Raw genomic sequence first — 17,538 nt, forward strand, 5'->3', positions numbered from 1 at the left:
AATGTCGCACATCCTGCTCTTGACGAACAGCACCGGCTCTTCGGTGGATATCCTGCCTGCCTTGGAATTGCTGAACCACCGCGTCCATATCCTCCCCGCCGAGCCCACCGCCCTGCTTGAGACTGATCCCTGCGACGTTGTGCTGCTGGACGCCCGGAAGGATCTGGTGGGCGCCCGTTCGCTCACCCAGCTCCTCAAAGCCACCGGCCTGAGCGCTCCCCTGGTGCTGATCCTGACCGAAGGCGGCATGGCCGCTGTTTCCTCAGCCTGGGCCGTGGACGACATCGTGCTGGATTCCGCCGGCCCGGCCGAGGTGGAAGCGCGGATCAGGCTGTCCGTTGCCCGTGCCGTCCCGGACCAGGAGGACGCGCCGACGGAGATCCGCGCTGCCGGCGTCGTGATCGACGAAGCGAGCTACACCGCCAGGGTCAACGGCGCCCCGCTGAACCTGACCTTCAAGGAATTCGAACTGCTGAAGTACCTGGCCCAGCACCCTGGCCGTGTTTTCACCCGGCAGCAGCTGCTCACCGAAGTGTGGGGCTACGACTACTACGGCGGCACCCGCACCGTGGATGTCCACGTACGGCGCCTTCGGGCGAAGCTGGGCGCCGACCATGAGAACCTCATCAGCACCGTTCGCAACGTGGGGTACCGCCTGACCTTGGTGCGGCAGCAGGAAGATGAGCTCACCGAGGCCTGAGCGCCCCCGCCGCTTCCCGTATAGCCTTGCCTCATGACTCCAGCGCACCCTGAGAAGTGGCCCGTCCATGCCGAACGAGGCGCGGTTGACCAGCAACTCCTGACGGATTGCCGTGACCTTTTGGCGGCGGCGGAAGAATCTGACGGCAACCCCTCCATTTCCGAGCAGACCCTGGTGACCATGCGCGCCGGCGATACGGCCGGGCACTCACCGCTGACCCTTGCCCTGTACGCCCCGGATGAGGACTCCGACCCCGCCAGCGGCCAGGACCTGGCCGGATTTGCGGTGGTGGTGGAAGCACCCGATGGCACGGGCGTGCTGGAAATTGCGGTCCACCCCAGCTACCGGAACCAGGGCGTGGCAGACCGCCTGGTGGGCGCGCTTCAAGACAGCCGTGGACTCAACGGGTTGAAGGCGTGGTCCCACGGCAACCACGAGGCCGCCGCGGACCTGGCGGCCCGCTATGGCTTCGGTCCCATCCGTGAACTGTGGAAAATGAGGATGACGACGGCGGGAGTGGACCTTCCTGAGCCCGTTCTTCCGGAGGGCGTTTCCATCCGCTCCTTCGTGCCCGGCCAGGATGAGGACGCCTGGCTTGCAGCGAACCGCGCCGCCTTTGCGCACCACCCTGAACAGGGCAGCCTCACCCGGGCCGACCTTGAGGCGCGGATGGGCGAGGACTGGTTCAGCCCTGCGGGCTTCCTCCTGGCCGAGGACCGGGAGGGCCGGCTGCTCGGCTTCCACTGGACCAAGGTCCACCCCCAGCACGGCCCGCACACCGCCATTGGCGAGGTTTACGCCGTGGGTGTGGCCCCCGAAGCGCAGGGCATGGGACTCGGCAAGGCCCTCACCGTGGCCGGTATCCGCTACCTCCGGGACCTTGGGCTGCACGCCGTCATGCTGTACACGGACGCGGAGAACGCACCGGCCGTCTCGCTGTACCGGAGCCTGGGTTTCACCCGCTGGGACATGGACGTCATGTACGGACCGGTCGCAACCGGGTAGTCCAACGGGATGACATGTGGCCCCCGAGCCGGAATGCCCGGGCTTTGGCAGCATGAATGCTTGTAAGGTTGAAGCAGAATCCGCGCAGGCCGGAAGCGCCAGCATCAACCGCCAGGTAAAGGAGATGCCATGAACCCGGAACCTTCCGGAGCAGCCACGTCCCAGGATGTCGCAGTGCCGGTACGCGCCCGCTTCGGTTCCTCGGAGGTTCCCGCGTCACGGGCCACCCAGGACCGGATAGACATTCCTGAGTTTGCGCCCAACCTGCAGCCCGAGGGCGATATCCGCCCGGACCGCTTCCTGGACCGTGAACTGAGCTGGCTCAGCTTCAACTCCCGCGTCCTGGAACTGGCCGAGGACCCCACGCTCCACCTGCTGGAGCGCGTCAGCTTCCTCTCGATCTTCGCTTCCAACCTGGACGAGTTCTTCATGGTCCGGGTGGCGGGCCTCAAGCGGCGCATCGCCACCGGACTGGCCGTTCCCTCTCCCGCGGGCCTGAGCCCCGTGGAGGTGCTTGAGCGGATCAGCGAGGAAGCCCACCGGCTCCAGCAGCGGCATGCCCAGGTTTACGCCGAACAGATCCGCCCGGCCCTGGCCTACGAGCACATCCACCTCATGCACTGGGACGAACTGGATGACACAGCGAAGCAGCAGCTCAGCGTCATATTCGCCGAAAAGGTATTCCCCATCCTCACGCCCCTGGCGGTGGATCCGGCCCACCCCTTCCCCTACATCTCGGGGCTTTCGCTGAACCTGGCCGTGGTCGTGCGCAACCCGATCAGCGACAAGGAACTGTTCGCGCGTGTCAAGGTGCCGGACCAGCTCCCGCGCCTGATTTCCATCGACGGTCCCCGCGCCGGCGCCGTAGCCGGACGCGTGGCGCGCTTCATTGCACTTGAGGAAGTCATCGCCGTCCACCTGGACAAGCTTTTCCCCGGGATGGAGGTCCTGGAGCACCACAGCTTCCGCGTCACCAGGAACGAGGATGTGGAGGTGGAAGAGGACGACGCCGAAAACCTCCTGCAGGCACTCGAAAAGGAGCTCCTGCGGCGGCGCTTTGGCCCGCCGGTCCGGCTTGAGGTCACCAATGACATCAACCCGAACATCCGAGCACTGCTGATCCGCGAGCTTGGCGTCGAGGAATCCGAGGTCTACTCCGTCCCGGCTCCCCTGGACCTCCGGGGATTGTCCGTGATTGCCGGCATCGATCGTGCGGACCTGCACTACCCCAAGCACGTCCCGCACACGTCCCGGTACCTCAACGAGTCGGAGACGTCCAAGGCAGCCAACGTGTTCGCCGCCATGCGCCGCAGGGACATTCTGCTGCATCACCCCTATGACTCTTTTTCCACCTCCGTCCAGGCCTTCCTGGAACAGGCCGCAGCCGATCCCAAGGTCCAGGCCATTAAGCAGACCCTCTACCGCACGTCGGGCGACTCCCCCATCGTGGACGCCCTGATCGATGCGGCCGAGGCCGGCAAGCAGGTCCTGGCCCTGGTGGAGATCAAGGCCCGGTTTGACGAGCAGGCGAACATCTCCTGGGCCCGCAAGCTGGAACAGGCCGGAGTGCACGTGGTGTACGGCATCGTTGGCCTCAAGACACACTGCAAGCTCTCGCTGGTGGTGCGCCAGGAGGTTGACGGGCTGCGCCGCTACTGCCACATCGGCACCGGCAACTACCATCCCCGGACCGCACGGTACTACGAGGACCTGGGCCTGCTCACTGCCAACGAACAGGTGGGCGAGGATCTGTCCAAGCTCTTCAACCAGCTCTCCGGCTACGCGCCCAAGTCCACGTTCAAGCGGCTGCTGGTGGCGCCGCGATCCGTCCGTTCCGGGTTGATTGACCGCATTGAGACCGAGATCCGCAACGCCCGCGCCGGGATCCCCGGCCACGTGCAGATCAAGGTTAATTCCATGGTGGACGAAGCCATCATCGACTCCCTCTACAGGGCCTCGCAGGCCGGGGTGAAGGTCGACGTCGTCGTGCGCGGCATCTGCTCCCTCCGCCCCGGAGTGCCGGGGCTCAGCGAGAACATCACGGTCCGCTCCATCCTGGGCAGGTTCCTGGAGCATTCCCGCGTGTTTGCCTTCGCGAATGGCGGGGAGCCCGTTGTCTACATCGGCTCCGCGGACATGATGCACCGAAACCTCGACCGCAGGGTGGAGGCCCTGGTCCAACTTTCCAGCGCGGATGACATCAACTACGTGCTTGACCTCCTCCGGCGCTACATGGCTCCGGAAACGTCCAGCTGGCACCTGGACAATGAGGGAACGTGGACCCGGCACCATTTGTCCGACGACGGCAGGCCCCTGGAGGACGTCCAGTCCTGGCTGCTGGCATCGCGCCCCCGGCAGCGCAGCCTGAGCCGGCGGTAAGGGCCACTGCTTTGTCGAGCGACGTTAAAGCGAATGTCTTGTCGAGCGATGCACTCGTAGCAGACCAGACAGACCACCCCGGGGAACCAGTAGCCGTAACGGCTGCCGGCGCCCTGCCCTGGCGCCTGGTCAAGGACAAGCTTGAAGTCCTGCTGATCCACCGGCCCCGCTATGACGACTGGTCCTGGCCCAAGGGCAAGATCGACGACGGCGAAACCATTCCGGAGTGCGCGGTCCGGGAGGTCCAGGAGGAAATCGGGCTCACCGCCCAACTGGGCATCCCGTTGCCGCCCATCCACTACCACGTGGCATCGGGCCTCAAGGTGGTCTACTACTGGGCCGTCAAGGCAAACGGCGTAAAGCTGCTTCCCGACGGCAAGGAGGTGGACAGTATCATGTGGTGCGCCCCCGAAAAGGCGGCTGCGCTGCTGTCCAATCCCTCCGACGTCGTACCGCTGCAGTACCTTCAGGAAGCCCACGCGCGCGGGCAGCTGGACACCTGGCCGCTTCTGGTCCTCCGCCATGCGAAGGCAAAGCCGCGCTCATCCTGGAGCAAGGCTGAAGGTGAACGGCCCCTGGCGGCTACGGGCACGCGGCAGGCACAGGCGGTGAGCCGCCTGCTGCAGGCCTGGAAGCCGCAGCGGGTGGTGACCAGCCCGTGGCTGCGGTGCGTCGCAACGGTTGCCCCCTACGCCAAGGCAACCGGCGCCAAGGTCAAACTCGCCGAGGCCCTGACCGAGCACCGGCATGAGCGCAGCCCGAAGAAGACGGCAGCAGTCGTTGAGGGTCTTTTCGACAAACAGCGTGCGGTGGTTGTGTGCACGCACCGCCCGGCACTCCCAACGGTGTTCGGGCTGCTCGCCCAGCACATGCCGCCGCACCTCCGTGCACTCCTGCCGGGCAAGGAACCATACCTGTCGCCCGGTGAGCTGGTGGTGTGCCATATAGCTCCCGGTGGAAAGAGGCACATCGTCGCTGTGGAGCAGTTCAAGCCTTTCGACGACTAGGAGCGGCAGGGCTGCGGCGCTTGACCCCTGGCACTTTGTATCAAAGACTTAGTACATTTGATGCACAATTTCGGGGGATAAGTGCCTTCTATCGACGCAGCTGTCTTCAGCAATGTTCCGCCGATGGCTCTGCTGTGGCCATTTCTGCTGGCGGCAGGGAGCTACCTCCTGCTTCGCTGGGTCATCTGGGGCCCAGGCGGCGGCTCGGCGTATACGGCCTCCCAGCATGCCTTGTGGGTGGGAATTCTCGGATGGCTGGCCAGTTCCCTGCAGGCAGCCGGAAACGCCGGCATTCATCACGCCGGTACTGGCTCCCCGGCGCTCGTCAGCTCGGCAGCCATCATGCCTGCCCTTGCCTGGCCTGTACTCGGTTGCCTGGCCGTACATGCGATTGGCCAATTGAGTTATCCCGTGCCCCGGCTCCCCCGGCGGCAGGCCGACCTGGAGGTGCGGCGGGTCCGCGACTTCCTGCCGCGGCCGCTCGCCTGGACCGTTGTGGCTGTGTTTGCGGGGGCAGCCATTCAGATCGGCTGGACGGCGACGCTTCCGGGCTATGCTCCCATCCCCTACGGCTCCCGTACGGACCCCGCCCATGGCTTTGTGCCGCATGGCGGTGACGGCCGGGTCCCCGGCACCGAGTTGGCTTCGTACCTCGGCTCTGCCCTCCTTGTCCTGGCAGGCGGAACCTGGCTGGTGCTGGTGCTCATCACCCGGCGGCGCCGGCTTGAGGCACTCGACAGCGGGGAGAACAACCTCCTCAGGACCATCGCCATGAACCGGCTGCTCCGCACCGTGGCCACGGTAGCGTCGGGCCTGGCGGCGATAGCCGGCAACCATGCAGCGCGCCCCGATCCTTCCGTTGTTTCCACTGGATGGATGAACGTTGCCGGCGCTGTGAACCTCGCGGTCCTGCTCGCGATGTGGTGGTGGGCGCCGCCGAAACTCCGGGCAGTCCGGGCAGAGGGTACGTTGCCTGCACCCCGTGAACGGCCAGCAGCTTCACACCCTGCTTCCCGGCTGTGCATGTCTCTGGGGGCGGCTTTGGGGCTTGCCACCTTGGTTCCGGCCCTGGTGGCGGTACTTATTCCGGGTGCCGTCACGGGGCACGCGGCGCTGGTTGTGGCGATGGCCGCGGCGCCCGTTCTGGTGGTCACAGCTGCTGGCGAACTGCTGATCCAGCGCAACTACGGAAACCGCGACGCGCCCCGGGCGTGGCCCCGCCAGCCTGTCAGTCCGGCCCTCCTCACCACCGGCATCGCAGCCCTTGCCGTGCTGGCGGCAGCCGTCGTTGTAACCGCCGTGGTCCAAGCGGACCTCGGCATCCTTCCGTCATGGCCCCCCACTCCCTGGGCGTGCACCTCGGTGGCGCTGCTGGCGATCCTTCCCCTGGTTGCCGCGAAAAGACGGCAGGGCATCTCGACGACCGTTCCCGGCCTGGACTCAGCACTCCGCGCCATCACCGTGCACAGGGTGGTCCGGACTCTCGCCGCCTACTTCACCGTCCAGGCGGGGGTGCTCCTGCTGTCAGCCGCCCCGGCCATCCAGCGCGCGCTGGACCTGGAACCCGCCCCCTGGGCCTGGGCCTGGGACGTGGCCCCCTCCGCCGGTGCCTTGTTGGCCGCCGCGGGGATCGTCATCGCCGTGATTCCCGTGCGCGGCTTTGCCCGCGTCGCCACTCCCGGACATATCCACGAGAAGGAAACTGCCACATGAGGGCGGGGATCACCGTTGACCTGCGCGCACCGACACCTCCCTATGAACAGATCCGGTCACAAATCAGTTCCCTGATTGCATCGGGGACGCTCGCCCCAGGAAGCCGCCTGCCCACAGTGCGCAGCCTCGCTGCCGATCTGGGCATCGCAGCCGGCACTGTCGCCAGGGCCTACAAGGAGCTTGAGGCAGCCGGCCTGGTGCATTCCCGGCGGCGTGGCGGGACCCTCGTCACCGGCCCGGCCACTGCCGGGGATGCAGCCGCCCGTCCCGTTCCGGACGTGGTGGCCGCCGCCGTCGACCGTTACGTTGAAGCAGGCCGCGCAGCGCACCTGACCGACGAACTCATGCTCGACCTGCTGCGAGGCCGGCTGGGGAAGGGAAAAGCGTGAAGGACCAGAACCGGCCGGAACACTCCCAACGGCTGCGGCGGGCCTGGTTCACCCTGTCCCTCCTGCTGGTGCTGGCGACCGCCGCCTATGGTGGAGTCCTCTACCCCACCATGGCCGATCCGGTGCCAGTTCACTGGAACGGAAGCGGGGTGGCCGACGACTACGCACCAAAGTCCGTCGTCAGCGTTTTCGCTCCCCTGATGGTGGCCTTCGCTACTGTGCTCTGCCTGTGGCTCCTGCACCGGTATTTGCCGGCGAAGGCAGGGGCACCGGCCGCGGAGACAACGGCCGGGAAGAACCTCCTCGCAGACCTCACGCCAGCCCTGGCGCTCCTCTTTTCGTGGCTCAGCATCAGGGCATGGCTGGACCTGGAGGGTCCCCTGACCATCTGGATTCCAGTGCTGGCGCTGATGCTTTTCGTCCTTGTGCTGGTTTTCCGGGCTGTCTCCGCCGTGTCCGGGGTCGCCGGGCGCCGTTGATCCCCAAGTAGACTTGGGGCGTGAGCATCCCAACGCCTTATGAAGACCTCCTGCGCGATGTCCTGGCCTCCGGCACGCACAAGTCGGACCGCACGGGGACCGGAACCACCAGTGTTTTCGGGCGCCAAATCCGCTTTGACTTGACGAAAAGCTTCCCGCTGATCACCACCAAGCGGGTCCACTTCAAGTCCGTGGCAGTTGAGCTCCTGTGGTTCCTGCGCGGTGAGACGAACGTGAAGTGGATGCAGGACCAGGGCGTCACCATCTGGAATGAGTGGGCCGACGCCGACGGCGACCTGGGTCCCGTGTACGGCGTGCAGTGGCGCAGCTGGCCCACTCCGGACGGCGGCCATATCGACCAGATCGCGGAGCTGGTGGAGAACCTCAAGTCCAACCCGGACTCCCGAAGGCACATCGTGTCGGCCTGGAATGTCTCGGAACTGAACGACATGGCACTTCCGCCGTGCCACGCCTTCTTCCAGTTCTATGTTGCCGACGGCAAACTGTCCTGCCAGCTGTACCAGCGCTCCGCGGACATGTTCCTGGGCGTTCCGTTCAACATCGCGTCCTATGCACTGTTGACCTGCATGGTGGCCCAGCAGGTGGGGCTGGAGCCCGGCGAGTTCATCTGGACCGGCGGCGACGTCCACATCTATGAGAACCACATGGACCAGGTCCTCAAGCAGCTCGAACGGGAACCGTACGAGTACCCTCAGCTGAAGATCACCCGTAAACCGGACTCGATCTTCGACTACACGCTGGAGGACTTCGACGTGGTGGGTTACCGCCACCACCCTACAATCAAGGCGCCGATCGCAGTATGAGCACCGGAAAATTCACGGATCCGCAGTCCTTTACGGAAGAGCTCGCAGGCTCTGTCACCGGGGTGGGGCTCGTTTGGGCACAGACCCCCGACGGCGTGATCGGCAAGGACGGGGACATGCCCTGGCACCTTCCGGAGGACCTCAAGCACTTCACCCGGCTGACCACCGGCCATCCCGTCATCATGGGCCGGAAGACCTGGCTGTCCTTCCCGGAGAAGTACCGCCCCCTGCCCGGGCGCACCAACATCGTCATCACCCGGCAGAAAAGCTGGGCCGGGACACCCGAGGCGGAGGGCGCCGTCGTAGTTCCTTCCCTGGACGACGCGCTGCTGGAGTCGCAGTTTGTCGAGGGCGGGGACACGGTCTGGATCCTGGGCGGCGGGGAGATCTTCCGCCAGTCCACCGACCTGGCCGACGTTGCCGTAGTCACCACCATTGATGTGAAGGCCGACGGCGACACGTTCGCCCCCGAGCTTGGCACCAGCTGGGAGGCGTCCGCCTCCGTCCCTCCGGACGGCTGGCTGACGGCTGCCAACGGAACACGCTACAGATTCACCAAATGGTCAAGGACTGAAGGCTAGACATGTTGAAGAAACCGGAAACCCTGTTTGTTTTGGGCTACATGCTGCTCCCCCTCCTGGCACTCCTGTCTGCGATCGTTGGGTTCACCATGATCCTGGGCGGCAACAAGATCGCCGGAGCAATCGTGCTGGTGGTGGTGACCCAGGCGTTCGCCTTCGGGGCCTTCTTTGCGCTGCGGGCGCGGAAGGCTGCCGTGCTCGAGGAATCGGAACGGGGTTAGCCTGCGTAACTGTCCGGGCATGGGGAGGACACCCCATCGTGGACCGGCCCGATCCTGACTTAGGCTAGGGCTGCAGCAGCCAGGTGCTGTTCGAATATTGGGGGGAAGTTTGGTGTCAGGAAGCGTATGGGGCGCCGACGTCGCACAGTTGCGTACTCTTGCGCAGCAGTTCAGCAAGACGGCGGACCTGCTGCAGCAGCAGTCCACGCATTTGAGCGGTCAGATCAACAACAGCCCGGCGTGGAAAGGCCGCGACGCCGAACATTTCCGGTCCGACTGGAACGGCAACCATCGAACCCTCCTGCAGCAGACGGCCAACCGCCTGAAGCAGGAATCCAAGCTCCTGCTCGCCAACGCCGATGAACAGGACAGGGCGAGCAGCACCGGCGGTGCTGGCGGGAGCGCCGGGCCTGGCAGGGGCGGACCCGGTACGGGCGTGCCAGGCAGCGTCGGCGGTCAGGGCACGGGCCGCCCGCCATCCGATAATCCATGGGGACCAGATTGGCTGGCGGACCCCAATTCCCCGTTCCGCGACGGCTGGGACATCTACAACCTGACCAAGGCGTTGCCCAACCTCCGGGCTGGTCTCTTCGATCTGCCACACTTCATCAAGAGGGCAGACAGCTTCGCCGAGTTCTTCTCCAAGGACTTCCGAGACGTGGCAAAGGCATTTCAGGACACCAACCTGCTGAGCCAGTATTTCAACACGTCCTCGGAGTTGTTCGACGGCAGGTGGGATACAGCCCTGAACCTCGTCGACGGCGGGAAAGCCGCCACGTTCTTCGAGTTCGGCGGCAAGGCCCTCGGAGTGGTGGGGGTTGGACTCGATACCCTCGACGCGTTTAACAACTTCAGCAACGGCAACCCGGATGACAACGGCGGCGCTTGGTATTCGGCGGTCAAGGCGGGACTGGGCGTAGCAGGCTTCGTGCCGCCGCCCGTTGGAACTGCTGCAATGGTCGCATCGGGCGCGCTGGCCATCTACGACAACGTCCCCATCGTCAAGGAGACTGTCAATGCTATCGGCGAATCCATCGCTGATGGTGCCGAGGCGGCTTGGGAAAGTGCCGGGGACGCGGCCGAAAACGTCGGCGATTTCTTCGGATTCTGAGCACACAACGAGAGGTACTCACGATGACTGAACCAACATCACAAGCCATCCCCGACGCCATCGGTTATGGATTTGCCGAGATGGCCGCCCTGGCGAGCTTGCGGGGCGGTGACGCAGCAGTACCCAGCGCGGAGGCCTTGCGGGTGGGCAACTACCTTGGCGATACGGACGTGGTGAGCGCGGGGGCATCCTCCCTGGTTGCCCGCGGCCTGGCAACCGCCGAAAGCGACGGGCTTCTCGCGGTTGCAGGCCCCACCGCGGCAGTTGCCGCCGTCCTCTCTTCAGCCAGTCGCCGCATGGAGATCTCACTGCTCACCGCAGAAGGGGGCGACAGCGTGATCGCCATGGAAAATGAGGACATCCACTTGCTGTTCCAGCCGCGCTCCTACTTCACCTGGTGGGCCATGGCGCAGAGACCGGACGTCACAGCTGCCGAGGCCAATTTCGCGGTCATCAGGCAGCACCTGCACAATAACCCGCAGGGGGGCGCAACAATTCGTCGCCGCGAGGAGCTCACGGGGCAGACCCTTTACGTGAAAAATGGCAGAGGCGGATCATGGACCATCGGCACCGCCAACGCGCAGCAGAAGGACATTGTTGAAACCACAGGCCTTAACGACGCTGCCCTGCTTGACCAGATCCGCACCATCCGTCAGGACTGACTATGACATTCGATCGCGATCGTGAACGCCGCAACGATGATGTATATGCCGAGCACAAGGCGGCGCTCGCCCGGGGAGAGAAGCGCGTCCTACGGCGAACCGACACCGGCGAACTACACAGCTACCCCGGTGACGAAATCGGTTTTTCTCCCGGCCGAGGCCAGGTACAGGTCCGGTCCTGGTGGGGCATGGGAATTGTGTCTGCCTTTTTGGGGCTCCTGTTCCTTGGTTCTTCGGTGATGTTTCTTGCCTCGTTCGGGCAGGGCGCAGACCCGGAGTGGGGCGCACTGTTCGCCATCGTGCTGGGTGGTTTCGGCGCCTGGTACACCTTTGGCCTGGCCCGTGACGAGCACCGCGCCACTCAATTGCGCAAAGAGCGGGGCGCCCCTGAGCCTGGCGCTGGCCATGTCTCCCAGTGACACGGAAGCCTCGTTCGCCACACAGGTTTCCGGAAGCAGACACCGTTTCGACCCAAAGAAGTAATTCTTACTTCGCATCGACAGGACTGGCCTGGCCCATGAGAGCCACTGAGAAGACCTTCACGCCGTCGCGTCCCTACTTTTACGGATTTGGGCAGGGAGACGCCATTCATGCCTATACCCCGGAAGAGTGGGGCCTGGGAGGCTCATCGGCGTCAAGTGCCAGCAACTCGACCCACAGCCTCGCGATTCTTATCCTTGTTGGGGCCGTCATCACCGTCCCGGCACTTCTTGCCCCTATCTGGTTGGTCATTGGGGCTATCCGGTTGAATATCGGCGTTGTCCTGTTATGCCTCGTTTGCACCCTACTCTTTACAGGCGGATGGTTCTTCGTCCTGAAATCCATTCGGCAGGAACTTCGGGCACGAAAGCTGAGGCGCGCGCGTGGACTGCCCAAACCCTGGTACGCGGTCACGGACGACCAGGCGCGTACATGGTTTGAAGAACGCCCGGGAACGCTGGAGATCACCCGGCAAAACTTCCCGAACAGCAGCCGTCCGTTCCCAAGCGACCATCATGACCGGAAACGGTCCGGTCATTAAAAAGCCGTGCGCGCCCGGAAAGCGGACGGAACTCTTGAACCTAACCAGTTTGGGCTGCCCGAGCGGCAGGCAGGATGTTCCGGCGGCTGGTAGGGGACGTAGCCCGGCTCCTACGCAGGCGGAGGTCATTCGTTTCCTTTCTGCTGGCTTAGAAGTTGGATCCGGCCGGCTACTTCAAGGAACGCAAAGCCGAAAAGCTCCGCAGGACCAAGAACCTCCCGGATCCTGTCGACTAACGCCCCAGGTGCGTGCCGTCGTCGTACCTTCCGTAACCCGTCCAGCGTGACGTAACCGACTGCGCCCTTCCGGCCGTGCCGTCTAAAATAGTCGAATGACTACAGCAGCTACCCCTTCCGTCGGCCTGGTCGGATGGCGCGGCATGGTCGGCTCCGTCCTCATGCAGCGCATGCAGGACGAGGGCGACTTCGCCAACATCAACCCGGTGTTCTTCTCCACCTCCAACGCGGGAGGTCCCGCGCCCTCATTTGCTGACGGCGCCGGCAAGCTTGAAAACGCGTTCGACGTCGACACCCTGGCAAAGCTGCCCATTATCGTCACCGCGCAGGGCGGCGACTACACCAAGCAGGTCCACGGCGAGCTCCGCAGCCGCGGCTGGGACGGCCTGTGGATCGACGCCGCCTCCACCCTGCGCATGAACGATGACTCCATCATCGTCCTGGACCCCATCAACCGCGACGTCATCGACAAGGGCCTGGTCAACGGCACCAAGGACTTCATCGGCGGCAACTGCACCGTGTCCTGCATGCTGATGGGCCTTGGCGGCCTGTTCAAGAACAACCTCGTGGAGTGGGGCACGTCCATGACCTACCAGGCTGCCTCCGGCGGCGGCGCACGCCACATGCGTGAGCTGCTCAGCCAGTTCGGCACACTCAACGCCGAGGTCAGCACGGAACTGGACGACCCCGCATCGGCCATCCTGGACATCGACCGCAAGGTCCTCGCCCACCAGCGCACCGACATCGACGCCACCCAGTTCGGCGTCCCCCTGGCCGGCTCCCTGATCCCCTGGATCGACGCCGACCTGGGCAACGGGCAGTCCAAGGAAGAGTGGAAGGCCGGGGTTGAGACCAACAAGATCCTGGGCACCTCAGAGGACAACCACGTGATCATGGACGGGCTCTGCATCCGCATCGGGGCCATGCGCTCCCACTCGCAGGCACTCACCCTCAAGCTCCGCGAGGACCTGTCAGTCGCCGAAATCGAGAAGCTCCTGGCCGAGGACAACCAGTGGGCCAAGGTGGTTCCGAACACCAAGGAAGCCTCCATGGCCGAGCTGACCCCCGTGGCCGCTTCCGGAACCCTGGACATCCCGGTGGGCCGCATCCGCAAGATGGAGATGGGCCCGCAGTACATCAGCGCCTTCACCGTGGGCGATCAACTCCTCTGGGGAGCAGCCGAGCCGCTGCGCCGCATGCTGAACATCGCCACCGGGAACCTCTAGCTTCCAGGCTCCCTGACGAGCGGTCCTGCCCCGCATCAACGGAGCTCAGCTCTCGAGGAAGGCCAGGTAGCGTTGGGCAGCCCGTGTAAAGGCAGCCCGGGCGGCAGGTCCCAGCGGCTTGGCCGGATCGAAGAGTTCAGGCACGACGGCGGCGCGCGGGCCTGAGCCTTCCCGCGCCCAGGTGCCCACCACCTCTCCCCCGGCCACCACAGTCTTTTTAAAGACGCCGTTGCCGCCGGGGACGATCCTGTTGGCATGCTCCGGTGCCAGCACCAGGCTACGGTCCTGGTAACCCAGGAGGAACTCGTCAAAGCCGGGCAGGAGCAGCACGGCCCGCTGCCCCGGCAGGCCGTCGTCGAGCAGCCCTGCGGTCTCCGGGGACAGCCAGTAGCTTGCCCCGTCGAACGCAAGCTCCACCAGCTGGTCCTTGATGTCCTCGAAGACCGTCCGGACCTCGGTCAGCGGGAGCTGGGTCCACCACGCAAAGTCCCGAAGAGTTGCAGGTCCGTGGCTGCGGAAGTACCTCAGCATGAACTCCGCGATTGCCTCCTGCCGCTCCAGTTTCCGCGACACCGGGATCCAGCCATCGAAGGCCGCCAGCAGCTGCTGGTTCCCGGCAAGCGGCCCCTGTACCAGCCATGCGTGCCGGCACAGGGTTCCGATGATGTGGATGCCCCGCTGGCCCTGCGTCGGCTGCCCGGCCGCGTCGAAAACCTGGAACAGCCCGGCACGGCTAACGGGACCTCCGGCGGCAATGTGCTCCAGTGCAATGTCACGGCATTTTTCGATGTCCGCCCAGGTGATCGCCAGTTCGCGGTGCCTGGCCGCGATGCTCCTGGTCAGCCTTTCCGCGGTGAGCTCCAGCATCCAGCGCAGGTCCTCGGGCGCCACGAGGTGCAACGTCCCGCGCATAGGCCAGGATCGGACCACCTCACCGGCATCAAGGGCAGACCGGACACCGCTGAGGCCGCATCCCGGCACCCGCGCACCCACAGCCCACATGGCGGCCTGCAGGTCCTGGGCCTGCAGGGCAGTCATCCGGCGCACCGTTTCTGCAACAGACCCGGAGCTTCTTGTCCTGCCTGTGAGTCCCTGCGAAGCCAGCCTTAGCCTGCCCACAATTTTGCCGTTGGGACGGTCCGAGCCACCAGCCATGGCCTTATCTTAGGGCTGGCGGCCGGTCCCGGGCACGGCACGCTAGGGTGGAACCATGACTTTGGGGAGTTTGTGGCAGTTGCTCGCGCTTAAAACCAAGCGGTGGATGACCGGCGGCACAGTGTCCGTGCTGGCAGGTTCGGCGCTGGGCCTGCTGCAGTTGTCCCGGTTTCTCGAGGATGACCGCTCAGAGCCCCTGCTGCTCCTCCCCTCCCTCGTCCTGAGCCTCGGTGGTGGCTATGCCGTGCTTTTTCCCGGCATCAGCGTCAGCAGCCCTGGAGTGCGCCTTTACCGCGACTGGCAGCACCACCCCCGCGCCGGAAAAGTCCTCTGGATCCTGTCACTGGCCGTCGCCCTCTCCGGACTCGCAGCGTGCGTCGCGGCAGGTTTCGAAAACCCGCTCATACCCGGGCAGCTGGTGTGGCTTTTCATGGGCATCTACCTGGCGATCGCCGGCTGGTCGTCCGCCCTGCTGGGCCAGGCCGCCGTGCTCCGCAGCAGTTCCCCCGACAGGAGGAGCGAGCCGGCCAGGGCTACAGTTCCAAGCCGATAAGCAGGGGTTCGGGGTGCAACTGGATGCCAAAACGGTGTTCGACGCCGGCACGCACCTCGCGTGCCACCGCCACCACGTCCTGGGCAGTGGCTGAGCCGCGGTTGGTGATGGCGAGCGTGTGCTTGGTGGACAACGCGGCCCGTCCACCGCTCACGCTCCCGGGTTCAAGTCCGAAGCCCTTGGCAAAGCCCGCCTGATCGATCAGCCAGGCGGCGGAAAGCTTCACCAGCCCGTCCTGGCCCCCCGGATAGCGGGGAGCCCCTTCGGGTAAGGCTGCCGCCACCTCGGCCGGAACAATGGGGTTGGTGAAGAACGAGCCGGTGGAGTACGTGTCCCTGTCCGTCGCATCCCACACCATCCCCTTGGAGGAACGCAGCCGCAGCACCTCACGCCGCACGTCGTTGGAGTACGCGCGCTTGCCCGCCTCAACTCCGAGGGCGCGGGCCAGTTCCGCGTACCGGATGGGTGCGCTCATCCGGCCCAGGGGCAGCTGGAACTCCACGGTCAGCACCACATAGCGGGGAGAGCCGTTCACGGTGGTCTGCTTGAGGATGGAATCCCGGTACCCGAATTTCAGCTCGGAGTTCGTGAAGGTCTTGACCGCATTCCGCTCCCGGTCCCACGTGCGCACTGCCGCTATGGTCTGGGAAACGTCAGCTCCGTAAGCCCCTACGTTCTGGACAGGGGTGGCACCGGTCGAACCGGGAATGCCGGACAGGGCCTCGATCCCGGACCAGGCATGAAGGACTGCGTGTTCCACAAGCCTGTCCCAGTTGTGCCCCGCCTGGACCACCACGGCAACGCCGCCGCAAGAGTCCTCCGCGTTGACGGTGAACCCCTCGGAGGCGATCCTGACCACGGTTCCGGGGAACCCGTCGTCGGAAATGAGCAGGTTGGAACCGCCGCTGATGATCAGCAACGGCTCCCCGGCCGCATCTGCCGTCCGGACGGCGTCGATGATCGCAGCCTCGGTACGGGCCTCGATGTACGTGCCGGCTGGGCCTCCGACGGCGGCCGTGGTCAGTTCGGAAAGCATCGTGGGAGTCACCAGACCACCTTACTAGCGAATCCAGAGGCCCCGTCGTGGCGCGGTGGGCTACCGGTCATCCGACCGACAGTTAACAAGCGCGACAATTAACTAACAGAAGTGGTCTTTGATATTTACAAACCTGTCATATTTGCGTACGTTCTACCCCAGCGGATCACACACCTGGGTCCGCTTCCCCACAAACGCATAGGACAGCTATGACCATCTCCAGGACTCTGGCCACAAGCCTCATGAGCCTCTCCACAGCCGCGTTGTTCACCCTCGCCTCGGCAGGGGGAGCCACGGCGGCACCTCCTGCTCCGGACAACAAGGAAGTTCACGGCGTCAGCAGTACCAGGATTAGCGCCACCGTCGACGCTGACTACTGGACCCCGGACCGGATGCGGGCAGCCGTGCCCGGCGAGGTGCTGGCGAAGAAGGCACTGCAACGGCAAAAGGCCAATCCTGCCCCCGCCGGGGAAACCGCCAACAAGGGTGCTGACAGCAAAATCAAGGGTTCGGATCCATCGGTCCAGCCCCTGGCGAATGCCAGTGAGAACCCGGTCCCGCATATCGGGAAGGTGTTCTTCACCCTGGGTGGATCGGATTACGTGTGTTCGGCGAACTCCGTGGCCTCCACCAACAGGAACACGGTGTCCACAGCGGGCCATTGCCTCAACGAGGGCCCGGGCGCATTCGCCACCAGGTTCACGTTTGTTCCTGCGTACCTCAATGGCGCAGCACCTTACGGCAAGTGGACGGCCAAAGCGCTGTATGCGCCTACGCAGTGGAGCTCGTTGGGCAGCATGCAGTATGACACCGGATTCGCCGTCGTTTCGCAGCTGAACGGCCGCAATCTTGCAGACGTCGTCGGAGCCTCCGGCGTCCGCTTCAACGCTGCCCGCGGCCTTAGTTACAAAGCGTTCGGCTACCCGGCCGCGTCACCCTTCAATGGAGAATCCCTCAAGAGCTGCACGGGCACAGCAACCAATGACCCCTACAACCCCCAGTTCAACTCCCAGGGAATCCCGTGCAACATGACCGGCGGCTCCTCAGGCGGCCCCTGGTTCATCGGCACCTCGTCCGGCGGCTACCAAAACTCCGTCAACAGCTATGGCTACGGGGCCAATTCCACCAGGATGTACGGCCCGTATTGGGGCTCCGTGATCCAGTCAACCTACAACGCCGCGGCCTCGGCATACTGACCCGTACCACAGGACTAAGGAAGGGCTGGGGAAGGCCGCCCGGG

Annotated in this window: 19 protein-coding genes; 17 read left to right on the forward strand and 2 right to left on the reverse strand. The window is 64.9% G+C overall.

The features are described from left to right. Position 1 precedes the first annotated feature (1 nt). The 15 genes from CXX84_RS02620 (at position 2) to asd (ending at position 13,554) form a co-directional block, all read left to right on the forward strand. The gene (locus CXX84_RS02620; RefSeq protein WP_102975138.1) at positions 2-700 is read left to right on the forward strand and encodes a winged-helix domain-containing protein; all 699 of its coding nucleotides are present in this window, start codon (positions 2-4) and stop codon (positions 698-700) included. A gap of 33 nt (positions 701-733) precedes the next feature. After that, a complete protein-coding gene (gene mshD / locus CXX84_RS02625; RefSeq protein ID WP_102975139.1) occupies positions 734-1,705 on the forward strand; it encodes a mycothiol synthase in 972 nt (323 codons plus the stop codon). Between the two features lie 129 nt (positions 1,706-1,834). Further along, entirely contained in the window at positions 1,835-4,084 is a 2,250-nt protein-coding gene (locus tag CXX84_RS02630) for an RNA degradosome polyphosphate kinase (RefSeq protein ID WP_102975140.1), read from the forward strand. Between the two features lie 38 nt (positions 4,085-4,122). Beyond that, the gene (locus CXX84_RS02635; protein WP_102975141.1) at positions 4,123-5,091 is read left to right on the forward strand and encodes an NUDIX hydrolase; all 969 of its coding nucleotides are present in this window, start codon (positions 4,123-4,125) and stop codon (positions 5,089-5,091) included. An 81-nt stretch (positions 5,092-5,172) separates the two neighbouring features. Next, the gene (locus CXX84_RS02640; protein ID WP_223252925.1) at positions 5,173-6,804 is read left to right on the forward strand and encodes a hypothetical protein; all 1,632 of its coding nucleotides are present in this window, start codon (positions 5,173-5,175) and stop codon (positions 6,802-6,804) included. Then, positions 6,801-7,193, forward strand: coding sequence for a GntR family transcriptional regulator (locus CXX84_RS02645; protein ID WP_102975142.1), 393 nt, complete (start codon positions 6,801-6,803; stop codon positions 7,191-7,193). Before CXX84_RS02640 ends, CXX84_RS02645 begins: the two co-directional genes overlap by 4 nt. Beyond that, on the forward strand, positions 7,190-7,672 hold the full coding sequence (locus CXX84_RS02650) for a DUF1648 domain-containing protein (RefSeq protein WP_102975143.1): 483 nt from the start codon (positions 7,190-7,192) through the stop codon (positions 7,670-7,672). The genes CXX84_RS02645 and CXX84_RS02650 overlap by 4 nt, the downstream gene beginning before the upstream one ends. Before the next feature lie 20 nt (positions 7,673-7,692). Beyond that, positions 7,693-8,496, forward strand: a complete 804-nt coding sequence (locus CXX84_RS02655) for a thymidylate synthase (RefSeq protein ID WP_102975144.1) — start codon at positions 7,693-7,695, stop codon at positions 8,494-8,496. After that, positions 8,493-9,077 (forward strand): dihydrofolate reductase, encoded by a 585-nt coding sequence (locus tag CXX84_RS02660; protein WP_102975145.1) that lies wholly within the window; start codon positions 8,493-8,495, stop codon positions 9,075-9,077. The genes CXX84_RS02655 and CXX84_RS02660 overlap by 4 nt, the downstream gene beginning before the upstream one ends. 2 nt (positions 9,078-9,079) lie before the next feature. Continuing rightward, entirely contained in the window at positions 9,080-9,298 is a 219-nt protein-coding gene (locus CXX84_RS02665; RefSeq protein ID WP_102975146.1) for an NF038396 family protein, read from the forward strand. A gap of 112 nt (positions 9,299-9,410) precedes the next feature. Beyond that, on the forward strand, positions 9,411-10,409 hold the full coding sequence (locus CXX84_RS19045) for a hypothetical protein (protein WP_189337461.1): 999 nt from the start codon (positions 9,411-9,413) through the stop codon (positions 10,407-10,409). 23 nt (positions 10,410-10,432) lie between these two features. Further along, positions 10,433-11,071, forward strand: coding sequence for a hypothetical protein (locus CXX84_RS02680; RefSeq protein WP_102975148.1), 639 nt, complete (start codon positions 10,433-10,435; stop codon positions 11,069-11,071). 2 nt (positions 11,072-11,073) lie between these two features. After that, entirely contained in the window at positions 11,074-11,490 is a 417-nt protein-coding gene (locus tag CXX84_RS02685; protein ID WP_102975149.1) for a hypothetical protein, read from the forward strand. A gap of 98 nt (positions 11,491-11,588) precedes the next feature. Then, positions 11,589-12,092, forward strand: coding sequence for a hypothetical protein (locus CXX84_RS02690; RefSeq protein WP_102975150.1), 504 nt, complete (start codon positions 11,589-11,591; stop codon positions 12,090-12,092). A 331-nt stretch (positions 12,093-12,423) separates the two neighbouring features. Beyond that, entirely contained in the window at positions 12,424-13,554 is a 1,131-nt protein-coding gene (gene asd, locus CXX84_RS02695) for an aspartate-semialdehyde dehydrogenase (RefSeq protein ID WP_102975151.1), read from the forward strand. A 45-nt stretch (positions 13,555-13,599) separates the two neighbouring features. Here asd and CXX84_RS02700 read toward each other — a convergent pair whose 3' ends face one another. Further along, on the reverse strand, positions 13,600-14,709 hold the full coding sequence (locus tag CXX84_RS02700; RefSeq protein ID WP_102975152.1) for a winged helix DNA-binding domain-containing protein: 1,110 nt from the start codon (positions 14,707-14,709) through the stop codon (positions 13,600-13,602). Between the two features lie 55 nt (positions 14,710-14,764). On the opposite strand from CXX84_RS02700, the gene CXX84_RS02705 reads away from it, so the two are divergent. Further along, complete coding sequence (locus CXX84_RS02705) at positions 14,765-15,262, forward strand: hypothetical protein (RefSeq protein WP_146031808.1); 498 nt, start codon at positions 14,765-14,767, stop codon at positions 15,260-15,262. Here the strand turns inward: CXX84_RS02705 and CXX84_RS02710 are convergent. Further along, positions 15,243-16,310 (reverse strand): UDP-N-acetylmuramate dehydrogenase, encoded by a 1,068-nt coding sequence (locus CXX84_RS02710; RefSeq protein WP_102975154.1) that lies wholly within the window; start codon positions 16,308-16,310, stop codon positions 15,243-15,245. The genes CXX84_RS02705 and CXX84_RS02710 overlap by 20 nt on opposite strands. 197 nt (positions 16,311-16,507) lie before the next feature. Between CXX84_RS02710 and CXX84_RS02715 the strand changes: the two genes are divergently transcribed. Further along, the gene (locus CXX84_RS02715) at positions 16,508-17,494 is read left to right on the forward strand and encodes a trypsin-like serine peptidase (RefSeq protein ID WP_102975155.1); all 987 of its coding nucleotides are present in this window, start codon (positions 16,508-16,510) and stop codon (positions 17,492-17,494) included. Positions 17,495-17,538: the final 44 nt, after the last annotated feature.

Source organism: Arthrobacter sp. AFG7.2, from assembly GCF_002892835.1.
Classification (GTDB): domain Bacteria; phylum Actinomycetota; class Actinomycetes; order Actinomycetales; family Micrococcaceae; genus Arthrobacter.

Coding starts and splice junctions, on each gene's coding strand:
- CXX84_RS02620 (WP_102975138.1), top strand. CDS start 2: ATGTCGCACATCCTGCTCTTGACGAACAGCACCGGCTCTTCGGTGGAT.
- mshD (WP_102975139.1), top strand. CDS start 734: ATGACTCCAGCGCACCCTGAGAAGTGGCCCGTCCATGCCGAACGAGGC.
- CXX84_RS02630 (WP_102975140.1), top strand. CDS start 1,835: ATGAACCCGGAACCTTCCGGAGCAGCCACGTCCCAGGATGTCGCAGTG.
- CXX84_RS02645 (WP_102975142.1), top strand. CDS start 6,801: ATGAGGGCGGGGATCACCGTTGACCTGCGCGCACCGACACCTCCCTAT.
- CXX84_RS02660 (WP_102975145.1), top strand. CDS start 8,493: ATGAGCACCGGAAAATTCACGGATCCGCAGTCCTTTACGGAAGAGCTC.
- CXX84_RS02665 (WP_102975146.1), top strand. CDS start 9,080: ATGTTGAAGAAACCGGAAACCCTGTTTGTTTTGGGCTACATGCTGCTC.
- CXX84_RS02680 (WP_102975148.1), top strand. CDS start 10,433: ATGACTGAACCAACATCACAAGCCATCCCCGACGCCATCGGTTATGGA.
- CXX84_RS02685 (WP_102975149.1), top strand. CDS start 11,074: ATGACATTCGATCGCGATCGTGAACGCCGCAACGATGATGTATATGCC.
- CXX84_RS02690 (WP_102975150.1), top strand. CDS start 11,589: ATGAGAGCCACTGAGAAGACCTTCACGCCGTCGCGTCCCTACTTTTAC.
- asd (WP_102975151.1), top strand. CDS start 12,424: ATGACTACAGCAGCTACCCCTTCCGTCGGCCTGGTCGGATGGCGCGGC.
- CXX84_RS02700 (WP_102975152.1), bottom strand. CDS start 14,709: ATGGCTGGTGGCTCGGACCGTCCCAACGGCAAAATTGTGGGCAGGCTA.
- CXX84_RS02705 (WP_146031808.1), top strand. CDS start 14,765: ATGACTTTGGGGAGTTTGTGGCAGTTGCTCGCGCTTAAAACCAAGCGG.
- CXX84_RS02715 (WP_102975155.1), top strand. CDS start 16,508: ATGACCATCTCCAGGACTCTGGCCACAAGCCTCATGAGCCTCTCCACA.